Origin of the sequence: Vibrio pomeroyi, from assembly GCF_024347595.1 — a bacterium.
Lineage (GTDB): Bacteria > Pseudomonadota > Gammaproteobacteria > Enterobacterales > Vibrionaceae > Vibrio > Vibrio pomeroyi.
The window spans coordinates 3,358,859-3,376,344 of the sequence record NZ_AP025506.1; the positions used below are offsets into that span (position 1 = coordinate 3,358,859).

19 protein-coding genes are annotated in these 17,486 nt (G+C 45.4%); 12 read left to right on the forward strand and 7 right to left on the reverse strand.

Annotated elements, in window-relative coordinates; translation table 11 throughout:
- Window positions 1–296: 296 nt before the first annotated feature.
- A complete protein-coding gene (rpmE, locus tag OCV12_RS14910) occupies window positions 297–515 on the reverse strand; it encodes a 50S ribosomal protein L31 (RefSeq protein ID WP_004737142.1) in 219 nt (72 codons plus the stop codon).
- A 344-nt stretch (window positions 516–859) separates the two neighbouring features.
- Here rpmE and priA point away from each other — a divergent pair, with 344 nt between their 5' ends.
- The 7 genes from priA (at window position 860) to rraA (ending at window position 8,817) form a co-directional block, all read left to right on the forward strand.
- On the forward strand, window positions 860–3,061 hold the full coding sequence (priA, locus tag OCV12_RS14915; protein WP_176680541.1) for a primosomal protein N': 2,202 nt from the start codon (window positions 860–862) through the stop codon (window positions 3,059–3,061).
- Window positions 3,062–3,301: 240 nt separating this feature from the next.
- Complete coding sequence (cytR, locus tag OCV12_RS14920; protein ID WP_017630922.1) at window positions 3,302–4,306, forward strand: DNA-binding transcriptional regulator CytR; 1,005 nt, start codon at window positions 3,302–3,304, stop codon at window positions 4,304–4,306.
- A gap of 122 nt (window positions 4,307–4,428) precedes the next feature.
- Window positions 4,429–4,968 carry a cell division protein FtsN gene (gene ftsN / locus OCV12_RS14925; RefSeq protein ID WP_017630921.1) on the forward strand — a complete coding sequence of 180 codons (540 nt, stop codon included), beginning with the start codon at window positions 4,429–4,431 and terminating at the stop codon, window positions 4,966–4,968.
- A 239-nt stretch (window positions 4,969–5,207) separates the two neighbouring features.
- On the forward strand, window positions 5,208–5,756 hold the full coding sequence (gene hslV / locus OCV12_RS14930; protein WP_017630920.1) for an ATP-dependent protease subunit HslV: 549 nt from the start codon (window positions 5,208–5,210) through the stop codon (window positions 5,754–5,756).
- Window positions 5,757–5,814: 58 nt separating this feature from the next.
- Entirely contained in the window at window positions 5,815–7,155 is a 1,341-nt protein-coding gene (hslU, locus tag OCV12_RS14935) for an HslU--HslV peptidase ATPase subunit (protein WP_176680542.1), read from the forward strand.
- A gap of 155 nt (window positions 7,156–7,310) precedes the next feature.
- A complete protein-coding gene (locus OCV12_RS14940; RefSeq protein WP_261884965.1) occupies window positions 7,311–8,228 on the forward strand; it encodes a 1,4-dihydroxy-2-naphthoate polyprenyltransferase in 918 nt (305 codons plus the stop codon).
- A gap of 73 nt (window positions 8,229–8,301) precedes the next feature.
- Complete coding sequence (gene rraA, locus OCV12_RS14945) at window positions 8,302–8,817, forward strand: ribonuclease E activity regulator RraA (protein WP_176680544.1); 516 nt, start codon at window positions 8,302–8,304, stop codon at window positions 8,815–8,817.
- A gap of 94 nt (window positions 8,818–8,911) precedes the next feature.
- On the opposite strand, the gene zapB is transcribed toward rraA, so the two are convergent.
- Window positions 8,912–9,154: a cell division protein ZapB gene (gene zapB / locus OCV12_RS14950; RefSeq protein ID WP_008219652.1), complete on the reverse strand. Its 243-nt coding sequence runs from the start codon at window positions 9,152–9,154 to the stop codon at window positions 8,912–8,914.
- 324 nt (window positions 9,155–9,478) lie between these two features.
- On the opposite strand from zapB, the gene glpX reads away from it, so the two are divergent.
- From glpX to OCV12_RS14965, 3 genes are all read left to right on the forward strand, one after another.
- Window positions 9,479–10,486 carry a class II fructose-bisphosphatase gene (gene glpX, locus OCV12_RS14955; RefSeq protein WP_017630917.1) on the forward strand — a complete coding sequence of 336 codons (1,008 nt, stop codon included), beginning with the start codon at window positions 9,479–9,481 and terminating at the stop codon, window positions 10,484–10,486.
- Window positions 10,487–10,668: 182 nt separating this feature from the next.
- Entirely contained in the window at window positions 10,669–11,295 is a 627-nt protein-coding gene (locus OCV12_RS14960) for a helix-turn-helix transcriptional regulator (RefSeq protein WP_261884966.1), read from the forward strand.
- Window positions 11,296–11,431: 136 nt separating this feature from the next.
- Complete coding sequence (locus tag OCV12_RS14965; RefSeq protein WP_261884967.1) at window positions 11,432–11,779, forward strand: DUF3135 domain-containing protein; 348 nt, start codon at window positions 11,432–11,434, stop codon at window positions 11,777–11,779.
- A gap of 99 nt (window positions 11,780–11,878) precedes the next feature.
- Here OCV12_RS14965 and OCV12_RS14970 read toward each other — a convergent pair whose 3' ends face one another.
- Both OCV12_RS14970 and OCV12_RS14975 read right to left on the reverse strand, forming a co-directional pair.
- Complete coding sequence (locus OCV12_RS14970) at window positions 11,879–12,301, reverse strand: DUF805 domain-containing protein (protein WP_017630914.1); 423 nt, start codon at window positions 12,299–12,301, stop codon at window positions 11,879–11,881.
- Between the two features lie 77 nt (window positions 12,302–12,378).
- Entirely contained in the window at window positions 12,379–12,726 is a 348-nt protein-coding gene (locus tag OCV12_RS14975) for a 5-carboxymethyl-2-hydroxymuconate Delta-isomerase (protein WP_176680545.1), read from the reverse strand.
- A 249-nt stretch (window positions 12,727–12,975) separates the two neighbouring features.
- Between OCV12_RS14975 and tpiA the strand changes: the two genes are divergently transcribed.
- Window positions 12,976–13,746, forward strand: a complete 771-nt coding sequence (gene tpiA, locus OCV12_RS14980; RefSeq protein WP_086715832.1) for a triose-phosphate isomerase — start codon at window positions 12,976–12,978, stop codon at window positions 13,744–13,746.
- A gap of 142 nt (window positions 13,747–13,888) precedes the next feature.
- A complete protein-coding gene (locus OCV12_RS14985; protein ID WP_261884968.1) occupies window positions 13,889–14,242 on the forward strand; it encodes an endonuclease domain-containing protein in 354 nt (117 codons plus the stop codon).
- Window positions 14,243–14,611: 369 nt separating this feature from the next.
- Here the strand turns inward: OCV12_RS14985 and pfkA are convergent, their stop codons facing one another.
- The 3 genes from pfkA to OCV12_RS15000 all read right to left on the reverse strand — a co-directional run bounded on the left by pfkA (window position 14,612) and on the right by OCV12_RS15000 (window position 17,472).
- Window positions 14,612–15,574 (reverse strand): 6-phosphofructokinase, encoded by a 963-nt coding sequence (gene pfkA, locus OCV12_RS14990; RefSeq protein WP_176680547.1) that lies wholly within the window; start codon window positions 15,572–15,574, stop codon window positions 14,612–14,614.
- 316 nt (window positions 15,575–15,890) lie between these two features.
- Window positions 15,891–16,799: a CDF family cation-efflux transporter FieF gene (gene fieF / locus OCV12_RS14995; RefSeq protein WP_261884969.1), complete on the reverse strand. Its 909-nt coding sequence runs from the start codon at window positions 16,797–16,799 to the stop codon at window positions 15,891–15,893.
- A 163-nt stretch (window positions 16,800–16,962) separates the two neighbouring features.
- A complete protein-coding gene (locus OCV12_RS15000) occupies window positions 16,963–17,472 on the reverse strand; it encodes a CpxP family protein (RefSeq protein WP_239830627.1) in 510 nt (169 codons plus the stop codon).
- Window positions 17,473–17,486 lie beyond the last annotated feature (14 nt).

Sequence of the window (17,486 nt, forward strand, 5' to 3'; positions counted from 1 at the left end):
TTGTTCATGTTAATGGATGTACTTCAAAGTTCCTAGGTGGTTGAAGCCTCTGTCTCATTAAAAAACGAGATTTCACTACTAATAAGACCAGTGAGCAGTTGAAATTACTATCGCTTGTTGAACTTTCGTGCGGAATTTTAGTGGTGAATGATAAGCAAGGAATTGCCCTGCAATAGAATAAAGAGGCAACTTATCGTTAAGTGAGATGGATACTTGGATGGAAGTCAGTGATTTTACAAATTGCAGGCAACAAAAAAGGACACCGAAGTGTCCTTTTTATGTCTAAATAGCGAGAATTACTTCTTGCTAGAAAGAGCACCGAAACGCTTGTTGAAGCGATCAACACGGCCGCCAGTATCTACGATACGTTGCTTACCAGTGTAGAACGGGTGACATTTGTCACATACGTCTAGGTGGATTGATTCTTTTGCTAGCGTTGAGTTGAACTCAAATGTGTTGCCGCAAGAACAAGTAGCAGTAACTGCTTTGTATTCTGGGTGGATTCCAGCTTTCATGGGATAACCTCAAGTAGGCCGTGTCGCTATACGATTCTAAGCCGCACACCACACGTAGTTTAAAAAAGAAATAAAGACACCGCATTCGCACAAAAGAGTGACGAAGCCATACCTTTAAGGCGCAGTATAGTAATGAATCTATAAGGCAGGATCAACTGATTTGATACATTTTTCACCAATTGTGTCTTTATTTCCTTTTTCAGCAGAAGTGTTAATTGAAATTTGGGGATGATAGCTGCCTTCGTGCGTTAGCTTGCCCTCTCTCATTCAAACTGCTCCTCGAATTTAACCGCCTTATCCTTTAGACTGTTCGCTCTCGTCAACTCAGATAAAGCCGTCCCTTTATGCGTCCAATGATTGCCCGTGTGGCACTGCCTGTTCCACTCGACAAGCAGTTCGATTACAAGATTCCAAACCACCTATTTCCGATTATTGGTGGACGAGTCTCTGTGCCTTTTGGACGACAAACCTTAACTGGAATAGTTACGGCTCTGGTTAACGAATCCGAATTCGAGCTAGACAAGCTCAAGCCAATTAAAGCGCTATTGGATAACCAACCGGTTTGGCCGGAATCTGTCTACTCACTGTTAACGTGGTGCAGTCAGTTCTATCAATACCCGCTTGGTGAAACCTTTGCCAATGCCCTACCGAGTGCGTTACGCAAAGGCAAAGCGGCAGACTTCGCGACACTGGTCGAGTGGCAATTGACGCCGTCAGGCAGAGATCAGCTGATGCAAGGCTTTGGTCGCGCTGTCAAACAAGCCAAAGTGATGCACATGCTTGAGCACGGTCCTGTTCCTCATCAAGAGTTCATTGATGAAGAAGTGGGCAGTGCAGTACTTAAGACGTTGGAAGAAAAAGGCTGGATTGAATCGGTAGAGAAAAAGCCGAAACGCCAACCTTGGCCTGAAGATCTTGAGAACGACCAAGACAAACCCAAGCTTAATGCAGAACAAGCCATCGCAATCGCGACCGTCAATAGCCAGACTGATTTCGGCTGCTTCTTACTAGAAGGTGTGACAGGCTCAGGTAAGACAGAGGTCTACCTGAATATGATCAAGCCGATACTCGATAAGGGTAAACAGGCATTGGTCTTGGTACCTGAAATCGGCCTCACTCCACAAACCATTAATCGCTTTAAGCGACGCTTTAATGTGCCTGTTGAGGTTATTCACTCTGGTTTAAACGATTCTGAGCGCCTGAATGCGTGGTTATCAGCACGCGATAAGATAGCGGGCATTGTGATTGGTACCCGTTCCGCTCTGTTCACACCGTTTGCAGACTTGGGCATCATCATTGTTGATGAAGAGCACGATGCCTCTTATAAACAGCAAGACAGCCTGCGCTACCACGCTCGTGATGTCGCGATCATGCGTGCGCACAAAGCACAGATTCCGGTTGTGTTAGGCTCAGCAACACCCGCTTTTGAAACGCTGCATAATGCTCAGATAGGCAAATACAGTTATCTCACCCTTACTTCACGTGCGGGTGTCGCACTGCCGACCACCAATAAAGTGTTGGATGTGAAAGGCGAATATCTGGAAAGTGGTTTATCGGCATCATTAATTGCCGAGATGCAACGACATCTCAAAGCAGGCAACCAAGTGATGTTGTTCCTCAACCGTCGTGGGTTCTCTCCGGCATTGATGTGTCACGACTGTGGTTGGACTGCTGAATGTAAACGCTGTGATGCCTACTACACCTATCACCAATACAGTAATGAAATGCGTTGCCACCACTGTGGCTCACAGCAGCATATTGTGCACAACTGCCAAGGCTGTGGTTCTGCTAATTTGGTGACGGTAGGTGTGGGTACTGAACAGCTTGAAGCGCAGCTTGGTCAACTATTTCCTGAATACAAAACCATACGTATTGACCGCGACAGCACCCGCCGTAAAGGCAGCTTAGAAAGCGCATTAGAATCGATTCGTAAAGGTGAATACCAAATCCTGATTGGTACACAGATGCTGGCTAAGGGTCACCACTTCCCTGACGTGACACTTGTGGCGTTACTGGATGTCGATGGCTCTTTGTATAGCAGTGATTTCCGAGCGTCTGAACGTCTTGCTCAGTTGTTTATTCAGGTCGCAGGTCGTGCAGGTCGTGCAAGCAAACCCGGTGAGGTGATTTTACAAACACACCACCCTGAACATGGGTTGCTACAAGCTCTGCTACACAAAGACTACAACCACTTTGCTCAGACGGCTTTAGCAGAACGTAAACAAGCGATGTTGCCTCCTTATACGTTCATGACACTCTTCAGAGCAGAAGCAAATGACACGCGCTTGGTGGAAGAGTTCTTACGTCAGGTTCGTCATACATTGGAATCACATCCACTGTTCGACCAATACTGCATGGTGTTGGGGCCAACTCCTGCACCGTTAGCCAAACGAGCTGGTAAATCTCGCTGGCAGCTGATCTTGCAAACCCAAACTCGTTCATTGATGCAGAAGCTATTAATGAGCGCGAAACCGGCAATCAATATGTTACCCGCGGCGAAAAAAGTCCGCTGGTCACTCGATATCGAGCCGCAAGATTTAAGCTAAACCCACGCGGGTTAAAACTAATGATAAGTTTGTTCACAAATATTTCATACTTCTCGTGAGCAACTTCACACTAGTCATGTGATTTTTGTTAATCTAGCCGTAACTTTACACGGATTAAACGAATAAAATATTGCAATAAAAAAAGTGTTAGCAACACTTTCACAATATCTATTCGATTACATTTATTATTCACGCCTTAGATACTTAGGCAACAAAGGAACTTAAAAGAGGGTTTAATTTATGGCGACAATGAAGGATGTTGCCCAGCTAGCAGGCGTCTCAACAGCCACTGTATCACGTGCATTGATGAACCCTGAGAAAGTCTCAGTTTCAACTCGTAAGCGAGTGGAAACAGCAGTACTTGAAGCTGGATACTCACCCAACACATTAGCTAGAAACTTACGTCGCAACGAATCAAAAACCATCATCACTATCGTTCCTGATATCTGTGACCCATATTTCGCCGAGATCATTCGTGGTATCGAAGATGCCGCAGTAGAAAATGACTACCTTGTTCTATTGGGTGACAGCGGTCAGCAAAAGAAGCGTGAGTCTTCCTTTGTTAACCTTGTCTTCACTAAGCAAGCTGACGGCATGCTACTGCTTGGCACCGACCACCCGTTTGATGTCAGCAAGCCTGAACAAAAGAACTTACCACCGATGGTAATGGCGTGTGAGTTCGCTCCTGAGCTTGAACTCCCAACAGTACACATCGATAACCTGACCTCTGCATTTGAAGCCGTGAATTACCTAGCTCAGTTAGGTCATAAACGTATCGCTCAAATCTCAGGCCCAGTCTCAGCAACCCTGTGTAAGTTCCGCCAACAAGGTTACCAACAAGCACTGCGTCGTGCAGGTGTGGCAATGAACCCAGCCTACAGCACAGTCGGCGACTTCACTTTTGAAGCGGGTGCTCAAGCCGTTCGTCAATTACTGGCACTGCCTGAACAGCCTACTGCTATCTTCTGTCACAACGATGCGATGGCCATTGGTGCGATTCAAGAAGCGAAAAAGTTAGGTTTACGAGTTCCGCAAGACCTATCAATTGTTGGCTTCGATGACATTCAATTCGCTCAGTACTGCGATCCTCCGCTAACCACTATTTCTCAACCTCGTTATGAGATTGGACGCCAAGCGATGTTGATGATGCTTGATCTACTGAAAGGCAATGATGTGCAAGCAGGTTCGCGTCTGCTTGAAGCCAAATTAGTGGTTCGAGGCAGTACTGCGCCACCTCGAATGTAAGCCTTAGAAATACCGATATAAATCTGCGGCACATTTTGATGTGCCGCTTCCATTTCTGCACTATTATCCTCGCGCAATCTGGATTACCATGAGAGCAGAATTACCAACTACTGAATTGTCTTGTGGCTAATAGAGATTATGTAAAGCGCGGTCGTGGCACGAAGAGACCGACCAAGAAGCAAGCCCCTCGCCGTAAACCATGGCGCAGTGGTCTTTTGGCGATCCTCCTTGTTGGCGGATTTGGTTACGGACTTTACTTGTTGAGTAATGATCCTGAGCCACCAGCGCCGGCTCCTGTAGTGAGCAAACCGAAGCCTAAGCCAAAACCAGCGAAAGTGATTCCGCCACCTCCAGAAGAGAAGTGGGACTACGTTGAAACTCTGCCAAGCCGCGAGATTGAAGTCAAAGCCAAAGAGCAAGAGATCTCTAAGATCCCTTACATCATGCAGTGTGGCGCTTACAAAACCTCAGCACAGGCAGAAGCACGTAAACTGGATATTGCCTTCCAAGGTATCTCAAGTGAAATCCGTAAGAAAGACGGCAGTAGCTGGTACCGTGTGGTTCTAGGACCATACAAATTGAAACGTGATGCCGAGCGAGATCGCCACAAGCTACAGCGCGCAAAAATCGAACCTTGTGCTATTTGGAAAGATACCGAGTAGTGATAAGTGATAAGTGATAAGTGATAAGTGATAACGCAGTTGTGTAGCCGCTCGAGTCGCAGCAAACACCGAAAGCCTCCCATTGTGGAGGTTTTCTTTTATTTAGTCCCTTTCGCCAAATTTCCTTACAACTTCCACCGATAAGTTGCGCGACATCACTCGCCCTTCCTTGAATTATCCGAGTGCCATCCTCATATACTTTTTATACCCAAAGATAAGAATATTAAGAGGCCCTACTCGTGACTACCATAGTATCTGTACGTCGTAATAATAAAGTCGTCATCGCGGGTGATGGACAAGTATCTCTAGGCAATACTGTAATGAAGGGCAATGCCCGCAAAGTACGTCGCCTATACAACAACAAAGTACTGGCAGGTTTTGCTGGCGGTACCGCTGATGCTTTCACGCTATTCGAAAAATTTGAAAGCAAGCTACAAATGCACCAAGGCCACCTAACCAAAGCTGCCGTTGAGCTGGCGAAGGATTGGCGTAGCGACCGTGCTCTACGTAAGTTAGAAGCACTGCTTGCAGTAGCGGATGAAACCGCTTCACTGATCATTACTGGTAACGGTGACGTAGTTCAACCAGAGAACGACCTGATTGCTATCGGTTCGGGTGGTAACTATGCACAAGCCGCTGCTATCGCGTTACTAGAAAATACTGATTTAGATGCGCGTGAAATCGCAGAGAAGTCGCTGAATATTGCTGGCGATATCTGTGTGTTCACCAACCATCACCACACTGTTGAAGAGCTAGAAAGCACTGTTGAGCTGCCAAAGCCAGAGTAACAAACGCTTCTACCCATAACGTTGTATTCAACAGTGATTAAAGAATTAAGGAAAAACCATGTCTGAGATGACTCCTCGCGAAATCGTTCACGAACTCAATCGCCACATTATCGGCCAAGACAACGCTAAGCGTTCAGTGGCTATCGCACTGCGTAACCGCTGGCGTCGTATGCAGCTTGAAGAAAGCCTGCGTGTTGAAGTATCACCAAAGAACATCCTGATGATCGGTCCAACCGGTGTTGGTAAAACAGAAATTGCTCGTCGCCTAGCGAAACTAGCAAACGCGCCTTTCATCAAGGTAGAAGCGACTAAGTTCACCGAAGTGGGCTACGTGGGTAAAGAAGTTGAAACCATCATCCGTGACCTAACGGACGTTGCGATCAAGATGACGCACCAACAAGCGATGGAAAAAGTACAATACCGCGCTGAAGAACAAGCTGAAGAACGCATTCTTGATGCCCTACTGCCACCAGCGCGCGATGCTTGGGGCCAGAACGAGCAATCAAACGAAGATGCTACCTCTTCAAACACTCGTCAGATTTTCCGCAAAAAACTGCGTGAAGGTAAGCTAGACGATAAAGAGATCGAAGTTGATGTAGCAGCACCGCAAATGGGCGTTGAAATCATGTCACCTCCTGGCATGGAAGAGATGACCAACCAGCTACAAGGCATGTTCCAAAACCTAGCGGGCGACACCAAGAAAAAGCGTAAGATGAAAATTAAAGACGCATTCAAAGCACTAACGGAAGAAGAAGCTTCGAAGCTTGTGAACCAAGAAGAGCTAAAAGAGAACGCGATCTTCAACGCTGAAAACAACGGCATCGTATTCATCGATGAGATCGACAAAATCTGTAAGCGTGGCGACAGCTCAGGCCCAGACGTATCTCGCGAAGGTGTTCAACGTGACCTACTGCCTCTTATCGAAGGTAGCACAGTATCAACTAAGCACGGCATGGTGAAAACGGACCACATCTTGTTTATCACATCAGGCGCATTCCAAGTGGCTAAGCCATCTGACCTGATCCCTGAGCTACAAGGTCGTCTGCCAATTCGTGTAGAACTTGAAGCGCTTTCAGCGAATGACTTCAAACGTATCCTGACTGAACCAAAAGCATCTCTAACAGAGCAATACATTGCCCTGATGAAAACAGAAGATGTGAGCATTGAGTTCACTGAAGATGGCATCAACCAGATTGCTGACGCTGCATGGCGTGTGAACGAAACCACTGAAAACATCGGTGCACGTCGTCTACACACTGTGATGGAACGCCTGATGGATGAGATTTCATTCGACGCAACAGACAAGGCTGGCAGCAAGCTAGTGATTGATGAAGCTTACGTAACAGCGAAGCTTGGTGAGTTCGTTGAAGACGAAGACCTAAGCCGCTTCATCCTGTAGCACACGAAACTCCAACTTATTGCTCTAACTCAAAGAAATAGCAGCTAATAAGCGAATTCAAGTCCCACTTTCGAGTGGGCTTTTTATTACCCGAAAAATGGGCGTATACTCAAATCACAGTATGAAACGAAGACTTACAACGAAATAGACCTACGATGAAACAATCTCTACTGATTTGGCTTGATGCCGCACGACCGAAAACTCTGCCTCTCGCACTCGTCTCTATTCTTACAGGAAGTAGTTTAGCGTTCGCCAGCGATCAGTTTTCTTTATCGATAGCACTACTGGCTTTTTTAACCGCCACCCTATTACAAATTCTGTCGAACCTAGCCAATGACTACGGTGATGCAATAAAAGGCACAGACAACGAAAACCGTCTGGGTCCAACACGTGCGATGCAGTCTGGCGCGGTCACCGCTAAAACCATGAAGCAAGCCATCATCCTCAACATCGTGTTTACCATGATTGCTGGACTGATTCTGATTTTTCATGCGCTGACCTCAATTGAAAGTATCTTATCTTTCATCGCATTAGGCGTATTAGCGATTGTGGCAGCCATTGCTTACACCGTGGGTAATAAGCCTTATGGTTACATTGGCCTTGGCGACTTGTCGGTATTTATCTTCTTTGGTTTGTTAGGCGTATCGGGGACTTACTTCCTACACACAGGTCATGTTGAACCAAGCCTATTCCTTCCTGCATTGGGCTGTGGTTTGATGGCGGTTGCGGTACTTAATATCAACAACATGCGTGACATCGAAAACGACAGTGAATGTGGCAAACGCACCATGGCAGTTCGCCTTGGCCAGCGTAAAGCCAAACACTACCACTTTGCGCTGCTTGGTTTAGCCCTTGTCTCTTTTGCTATTTACCTACTGATTCAAGAAAAGCCAGTCTGGATCAGCCTGCCGTTTTTACTGAGTATTGTGATTGTTTACAAGCATGGCAAGGCAGTTTGGGAAACAGAGAAACCAGCACAGATCGCGCCAATGATGCCTGTAATTGTGAAATGCTCATTGGTCACTAACCTATTGTTTGCAGGGGTTGTCGTAGCTCAAACTCTATTGAGTTAATTGAGACTAATCATTGCAAAGGGATCAAGCACCGATATACTCAAAGTAAGCTCATTGTTCAAAAGGTATACTAATGGAATACAACACTTCAGCACTGTGCGACATATATTTGGATCAAGTTGATGTCGTGGAGCCAATGTTCAGCAACTTCGGTGGACGTGCATCCTTCGCAGGACAGATCACGACATTAAAGTGCTTTGAAGACAACGCCTTGATTCGCTCGGTATTAGAGCAAGATGGTCTAGGACGTGTGTTGTTAATCGATGGCGGCGGCTCACTGCGTAAAGCGCTGATCGACGCTGAGATGGCCTTACTTGCCGAAGACAATGAGTGGGAAGGGATTGTGGTGTACGGCTGCGTTCGCGAAGTCGATGAACTTGAAGACATGAACCTAGGCATCCAAGCCCTAGCTTCTATTCCGGTTGGTGCAAGCCAAGAAGGTGTCGGTGAGATAGACGTACCAGTGAACTTTGGCAGCGTGACCTTCTTACCGGAAGATTATCTCTACGCCGATAACACCGGCATTATTCTTTCGGCTGAGCCTTTGGATGTTGAGCTTGATTTGGATGTTGAAGAAGAGGTTGAGTAAACCCTGTTAACGCCAAGCTAATCTTTCCAAAATTAAGAACAAACAAAAACGCCCGCTACTGAGTAGCGGGCGTTTTTTAAATCTGAAGAGTCGATTACTCTACTTCATCCATTTTACCAAGAAGGTTACGGATGCGATCTTGCCATGCTGAATGCTCTTCTTGCATCTGCTGAGTTTTTTGCTCTAGCTCGTGACGGCTTGCTTTAAGCTCACCAGCTTCAGTTGCTAGTGCTTGTTTCTCTTCTTTAAGCTCTTCCACTTCCATTTGAAGAAGTGCAATTGTATCTACTGCTGTTTGAATTTTTGCTTCTAGCTGCTCTAGTACTTCAAAAGACATTCTGGCCTACCTTTAAGTTATCCATTTGATGGTGAAGGTTCACTCCACTTATTTCCCCATTCTACTCAGCAGAGCAAGGATAAACACTCAATATATTCGATATTTTGCGCCATTCGATGAAAAAAACAGCGCTTTTTACCGAATATTGACGTGAATGATTACTGCCACAACAGCAAACCAATTATTTTGATGAATATTAGCGGTTTTCCACTGCAAATTGATCGAGAGCAATCCCGAAAAAACAAAAAGGCAAACGTTTCCTTTTGGATATGGTAAAATCCGCCGCGAAATTTCTATTCCCCCTTTGAAAATTTTGGAGTCCGCATGAAACGCGATTTAGCAATGTCATTCTCTCGTGTCACAGAAGGTGCAGCACTAGCTGGTTACAAGTGGCTTGGCCGTGGCGACAAAAACGCTGCAGATGGCGCTGCTGTAGAAGTAATGCGTAGCCTACTTAACAAAACCGAAATCAGCGGTGAGATTGTTATTGGCGAAGGTGAAATCGATGATGCACCTATGCTATACATCGGCGAAAACGTAGGTGTGGGCGGCGATGCTGTCGATATCGCCGTTGACCCAATTGAAGGGACACGCATGACAGCAATGGGCCAATCAAATGCATTGGCAGTATTGGCTGCAGGCGAAAAAGGCAGCTTCCTTAAAGCACCTGATATGTACATGGAAAAGCTAGTTGTAGGCCCGGGCGCTAAAGGCGTTATCGACCTAGAACTGCCACTGAAAGAAAACCTAGAAAACATTGCTAAGGCTCTGGGCAAAACACTGGATACACTGGTTGTAACGACACTGGCTAAGCCACGTCACGATCAAGTTATCGCCGACATGCAAGCTATGGGCGTTCGTGTATTCGCAGTGCCAGATGGTGATGTTGCGGCTTCTATCCTAACCTGTATGCCAGACAGCGAAGTAGACGTAATGTACTGCATCGGCGGCGCACCTGAAGGTGTGGTTTCTGCTGCTGTTATTCGCGCACTTGACGGTGATATGCACGGTCGTCTGCTTCCTCGTCACGAAGTCAAAGGCGACACAGAAGAGAACCGCAAACACGGTGAACTTGAACTAGAGCGTTGTGCCGAAATGGGCGTAACAGCTGGTATAGTGTTGAAGATGGAAGACATGGCTCGCAGCGACAACGTTGTATTCTCAGCAACAGGCATCACTAAGGGTGACTTGCTAGAAGGCATTTCTCGTCAAGGCAATATCGCGACAACAGAAACGCTGCTTATCCGTGGCCGCTGCCGCACGATTCGCCGCATCAAATCAATCCACTACCTAGAGCGTAAAGATCCTGAAGTAGTGGGTCACATCCTGTAAACCTAAATTAGGTTAAACAGAACAGACAAAGGCTGATACTAGATATCGGCCTTTTGTTTTATTGGCCTATGACAATCACCCCCTGCTTTCTGCCCAGAGCGCAAATTACAGTCAATATAGTAAATGGTTTGCTTTATAAACACCTTGCCTCATAATAGTAAGGTTCATGAGGTAGGGATAGTATGAAAACAAGCGACAAAATCTTACAGACCATTAAGCGTCAAGGCGCAGTAACTGCGAAACAACTGTCAGAAGAATTTGGCATGACGACAATGGGTGCAAGGCAGCATCTGCAAAGCCTGGAAGATGACGGTATTCTTGCGTTTCATGATGTGAAAGTAAAAGTGGGGCGCCCGACTCGTCACTGGTCCCTTACTCAACATGGCCACGGTCAGTTTTCAGACCGACACGGTGAACTGACGATTCAAGTCATTGATGCGGTCGAGAACCTGTTTGGTAAAGAAGGACTTGCTAAGGTCGCAGCAGAACGTGAACAGCACACTCTCAAGCAATATCAATCTGCCCTATCTGGCTGTAATGACCTGACCAGTAAGCTGGAAAAGCTCACTCAACTTCGTGAAGAAGAGGGGTACATGGCAGAGCTTCAAGAGCATGATGATCATTACATCTTGATCGAAAACCACTGCCCTATCTGCAAAGCAGCGACTCGTTGCCCTAGCCTATGCCAGTCAGAGCTCAATGTTTTCACAGAACTGCTCAAAGACGAATGCCACGTAAGCCGCACTGAACACATTATTGCTGGCGAGCGACGTTGCACTTACACGTTAACACCCACGCCTTCATCGTAATACCAAACGCTAAAGCTTCGCGCTAAGCCACTGATCTCGTCTCAATATTGAGAAAACGTCAATAGAACAAAATTTGTACAGAATTCTTTCTTAAGCTTAAAGCATATGAAACATGCTTAATGCTAAGGAAGGAATGATGGCACATCCACAACCTGATCAAAAACTGCCACCCTTTGATGAACTTGTCCAACTCGCGAAAAGCGATCCTAAAGCATTCAATCAATTCAAACACGAGATGTGCGAACAGATGATTTGTTCGGCTTCTGAAAACATGCAAGACAGACTCCGCGCTCAGCAAAGTCACATCGACTTAGTGGTTAGCCGTTGTAAGAATCCGCACCATGCCAATGTCGTACTTATGCAGGAGTTGCGCTGTCAGGTCTGTAAGTTCCAAGACGCTCTCGAAGGCCGCTGCGGTTTTGAAGAAACTCTGCCAGAAAATGTGGTGCCTTTTAGACCCAATACAGAGCCAAAAATGTATTAAAGCGAATATAAGTTAACAGCAGACACATATGACAATCAGACTGTTATAAAACAAAAAAGGGAGCGCAATGCTCCCTTTTGTTCATTCATCATTCTGCGATTACACCGGATCTTCGCCGTAATCATTGCGACCTTCAGTACCTTTCATCAAGCCACATTCAATCAGAATCCATAAACCACACACTAATGCAGCAACGGTTGCCACCATATGAACTGGTGATACCGACTCTGTTGTCGTCGCAGCCATTGGTGAAGCCAAACGACCTAACACCAGCGGTACATTCAGCAGTAACCAGTAGTTCGATTTGTTACGGTCGTGCCAACGCTTGGCGGTTACCGCAAGATCTGGGATAACCAGCATCAGGAGGAAGATTGGTAGTAGAATGTAAGAGTACGCAGGGAACAAAACCGAGATACCAGAAGCAAAACCAGTAATCGCGATGTAGTAGAAAATGTTCCACATCCAGTAAGTCTTACGACCAATTCTCCCTTTGAAAGAGAGCAGTAAATCTTTCATCGACATCTAAAAATACTCAAAAAATTAATACGCTACCAAAAAAGTTAGCAGCAAATTGCTCGTTAATCACTTTTATTAAAAAATCAGTTAATCACTTTCTGGAAGCAGCTTTTGTCCATATCTCTTATGTTCACCGTTAGGCTGCGGATATGGCTCGCCTGTTCTTGTAAGGTTTGCATTAACGAACGCGACAGTTCTCTTTTCTGTTCTTCGGTACGTCCTGAAAGTAACTCGAAGCTGATGTGAATAAAATCCACACTGTCTTCTTCATCACCGACTAGCCAGTTATGACAACGCAGCGAACGCGACTTCACAGAAGGCACATCAAACAAGCCACAGTTTAATGCAACTTTATGAAGATCTTCTAGTAAACCTTGGATATTCACTCGCTCGTCCACTGAATTTGAGTACTCTAGAACTAGATTCGGCATTATTACTTCCTATTGTTAACGCAATCGTTTGTCCCTTAATACCAACTAACGATGAAAAATCCGAGAAGTTAGCTATTATTCTGTCTGCCGGATCACTGATATATGCTCAAAATCTACTCTGACCATTGAGTAAGATCCAAGAAAGTCATGACCACAGTCATGATCTGTTGATATTAATCTGTTATATTATTTCGTAATAAAGTTTACTTTTTTACATTCGATTTATTTAAATACTTTGGAGATATTCCTATGCGTCATCCTGTAGTTATGGGTAACTGGAAACTAAACGGCAGCAAAGAAATGGTTGTTGATCTACTAAACGGTCTTAACGCTGAACTTGAAGGCGTAACAGGCGTAGACGTAGCAGTTGCTCCACCAGCACTTTTCGTTGATCTAGCAGAGCGTACGCTTACTGAAGCGGGCAGCGCGATCATCCTAGGTGCTCAAAACTCTGACCTAAACAACAGCGGTGCATTCACTGGCGACATGTCTCCAGCAATGCTTAAAGAGTTCGGCGCATCTCACATCATCATCGGTCACTCTGAGCGTCGTGAATACCACAACGAATCAGACGAGTTCGTAGCTAAGAAATTCGCATTCCTAAAAGAGAACGGCCTAACTCCAGTTCTTTGTATCGGTGAATCTGAAGCACAAAACGAAGCAGGCGAAACTGTTGCAGTATGTGCTCGTCAACTTGACGCTGTTATCAACACTCAAGGTGTTGAAGCTCTTGAAGGCGCTATCATCGCTTACGAACCAATCTGGGCTATCGGTACTGGTAAAGCAGCTACAGCTGAAGATGCACAACGCATCCACGCTCAAATCCGTGCACACATCGCAGAGAAATCTGAAGAAGTTGCTAAGAAAGTTGTTATCCAATACGGCGGTTCTGTTAAGCCAGACAACGCAGCAGCTTACTTTGCACAACCAGACATCGACGGTGCTCTAGTTGGCGGCGCAGCTCTTGACGCGAAAAGCTTCGCAGCTATCGCTAAAGCAGCAGCTGAAGCAAAAGCTTAATTTAAACTTCACCGTTTAAATTGAATGAAAGGTCAACTTAGGTTGGCCTTTTTTGATCTCGCTCGAACACCACCCTCTCCTGCCTCTCTTTTGTCACCAGCTCTTCGTAACTTAATAACACTTCTATTCATTGGACTGCGTTATGACGATTTATACACGACCTCAGCTCAATACATTTCGAAAAACACTCCGAAACAACATGCCTCAACCAGAACGTAAACTATGGTTTTATATAAGAAGAAAGCAGCTTGGCGTAAAATTTAGAAGACAACATAGCATTGGAAAATACATCGTGGATTTCTTCTGCTGCGAACTAAAACTGGCCATTGAGTTAGATGGTAATAGTCACTTTTCAGAACAAGCACAGGCTTACGATCATCAGCGCACACGAGACTTAAACAAGCTTGGAATCAAGGTGCTTCGCTTTACCAATAATGAGGTTAATCAGAACCTTGAGGAAGTTTTGGTGAAGATCATGAATTCAATCCCCAAATAAGATTCTATATACACATCCCCCTCTAACTCCCCCTTATCTTAACATTCTCGATTACCCTACCGATCTAGGATAAAGGGGGAGAACTTTCTTTGTTCACTGAGATTTCTTGGCTAACTGAAACCATAAAATGTTCCATGAATCGCGAATTGGAAAGCTTACCCTGATAGATAGGATTTGTTGTAGGCGGTATATGTTCCAACAACTAAGGAACTGTTCCTCCCCTTTCCAAATGAAGCTAAAGGGATCTGTGAACCTGACCTAAGGGGAGGCTAAGAGGGGATTTTACAATGAATCAAAAGAATGACAGATACAAAAAAACCGCTGATAAATCAGCGGTTTTTAAATTCTTTAAGCGAACGCTAAGCGCGGCTAGAACAACTCTTCTGCAACGCGGAACAGCTCAGAACGGTCTGGGTTCTGCATGTTCTCGATACAGTCGATGATGTCGTGGTGAACAAGTTCTTCTTTCTCGATACCAACACAACGACCACCGTGACCTTCTTGAAGCAGGTGAACAGCGTAGTTACCCATGCGAGAAGCCAGTACACGGTCAAATGCAGTAGGACGACCACCACGTTGAATGTGACCAAGAACCGTTGCACGAGTCTCACGACCTGTTGCTGTTTCGATCTCTTTAGCAAGCTCGTTTGCGTCCATCATAAGCTCAGTTAGAGCGATGATTGCGTGCTTCTTACCTTTAGCAATTCCATCTTGGATGTTGCCGATAAGCTGGTCTTTATCTAGGCCAGTCTCTGGAGTAATGATGTACTCACAACCACCCGCGATTGCTGACATAAGCGTAAGGTCACCACAGTGACGGCCCATGATTTCAACAATAGAAATACGTTGGTGAGAAGAAGACGTGTCACGTAAACGGTCGATTGAATCGATAACTGTGTTAAGCGCAGTTAGGTAACCGATTGTGTAGTCAGTACCCGCGATATCGTTATCGATTGTGCCTGGAAGACCGATACATGGGTAACCCATCTCAGTTAGCTTCTTAGCACCCATGTAAGAACCGTCACCACCGATAACAACAAGTGCTTCGATGCCGTGTTTCTTAAGGTTCTCGATGCCTTTCTCACGAACAGCAACGTCTTTGAATTCAGGGAAACGTGCAGAACCTAAGAAGGTACCACCACGGTTGATTACGTCAGATACGCTTGAACGGTCAAGCTTTTCGATACGGTCTTCAACAAGGCCTTGGTAGCCATCGTAAATACCGTAAACTTCAATGCCAACTGATAACGCAGTACGAACAACGCCGCGAACTGCTGCGTTCATACCTGGAGCGTCACCACCACTGGTCAAAACACCGATCTTCTTAATCATGCTCACCCTCGATTTTTGGGAATCTATTATTCAATTCTTGTTCTTGCTGATTGTATATCAACAAGATTTTAAATCTATATTTGTGCGTTATGTTACATTTCCTCAACAGGAATAGCACTTAAATCGCGTAAAATTATGTAACATTTCTACTTCTGTAAGAGTATTACAGTTTTACTCAATAACTTTGTTGATTCACATCAGAATCAACATTAATTGTTACTAAGGTGGTTTTTGAATCACCAAAGAACTAGTAATTTTTACTCACTCTAGTTCAAAAGCCGCCCACTTACCATTTGCCACTCAATTTTAGCCCGTATCACCACGAGTGGAATTTCTGCTGCTTCTCTGGTCCAAATACGACCGAATACGGATCCTGGTGAATTAATACATCAGCATCAGGGAATACGGAGATAAGCTTGGCCTCAACTTCGTCAGAAATGCGATGCGCTTCAATAAGTGGCATCTCATCTTCAAGTTCTAAGTGCAATTGAATGAAGCGAATTGGCCCCGAACGACGCGTTCGTAATTGATGTACACCCAACACGCCTTCGACGCTCAACGATGTCTCTTTTATCTGTTTTAGCTCTTCATCCGGTAGCTTATGATCAAGCAGAGATTGAATCGCTTCCATCGCCATTTGATAAGCGCTGTAAAGAATGTAGATACCGATACCCACCGCAAATACAGAGTCCGCTTGGCCAATGCCAAACCAGCTCAATGCTAGGGCTAGCATGATCGCGGCATTCATATAAAGGTCAGATTGATAGTGCAGTGAGTCAGCGGCAATCGCTTGGCTACCGGTTTTCTTCACCACATGTTTTTGGAATCGAACCAAGCCGAAGGTCATGACTATCGCGAATAAGCTGACGTAGATACCAATCTCTGGAGAGTTGAGTTCATGAGGTCTGAAGAAGCGTTCAATACCGTTAAGAATGAGGAAACAAGCCGAGCCTGAGATAAACATCGCCTGCGCCAATGCGGCAAGAGATTCGGCCTTACCATGACCAAAGGTGTGCTCTTTGTCGGCAGGCTGCAGAGAGTAGCGAACCACGATGAGGTTAACGACAGACGCTGCGATATCCAACATTGAATCGACCACGGAAGCCAACAGACTCACAGAACCTGTCACCCACCATGCTGCGACTTTCACTATCAATAAAATAGTGGCGATGGTGGTGGCTGCCCAAGCAGCGAGCGTAACTAAACGTGCGTATTCTTGTTTCATAACTTGGCTATAAAGTGACTGATAGCACAAAGTATAACCTGCAAACAACCAATTGAATATGACAGCTAGGGTGTAAGACATTCATTTTTAGGGATCAAAAAAAGCGGCACACGGCCGCTTCTTTCTAAACACTTTCATTCAAAGCTGCTTTATTAAGCTCGAATTACTTGTCTTTGTTCATGCGTTTTTCCATTTTGTCAGCACACTTAGTCATGCGCTCTTGTTGGATTTCTTTCAGTTGAGTCTTTTGCTCAGCCGTTAGTACGCTCATCATTTCGTGTTGCTTCTTCAGCATTGCCACGCGACGCTCAGTTTGCTTCTCAACCATTTCGCTTGCTAGGTCGTTCGCAGCTGCTTCATCGAAGTTGTCAGCCAGTACCAATGCTTGAACTTTCTCTTGGTGCGCTTTCATTTTCGCCATTTTATCGGTTTTATTGCCAGCGTGTTTTTCTTTCATCTCTGCACGATTCGCTTCGCGCATCTCTTTCAATTCTGTTTTTTGTGCGTCAGTTAGGTCTAGTTGACGCATCACTTTCTTATCGAAGCCACCACATTTACCGTGCATGCCTTTGTGGTCGCCTTTATCGCCGCCGCCAAATGCGTACGCGCTTGCTGTACCTAACATTAGTGGAAGTGCCGCAGCTGCTAGTACAAGTTTCTTAGTCATTTTCATAATTGTTGCCTCAA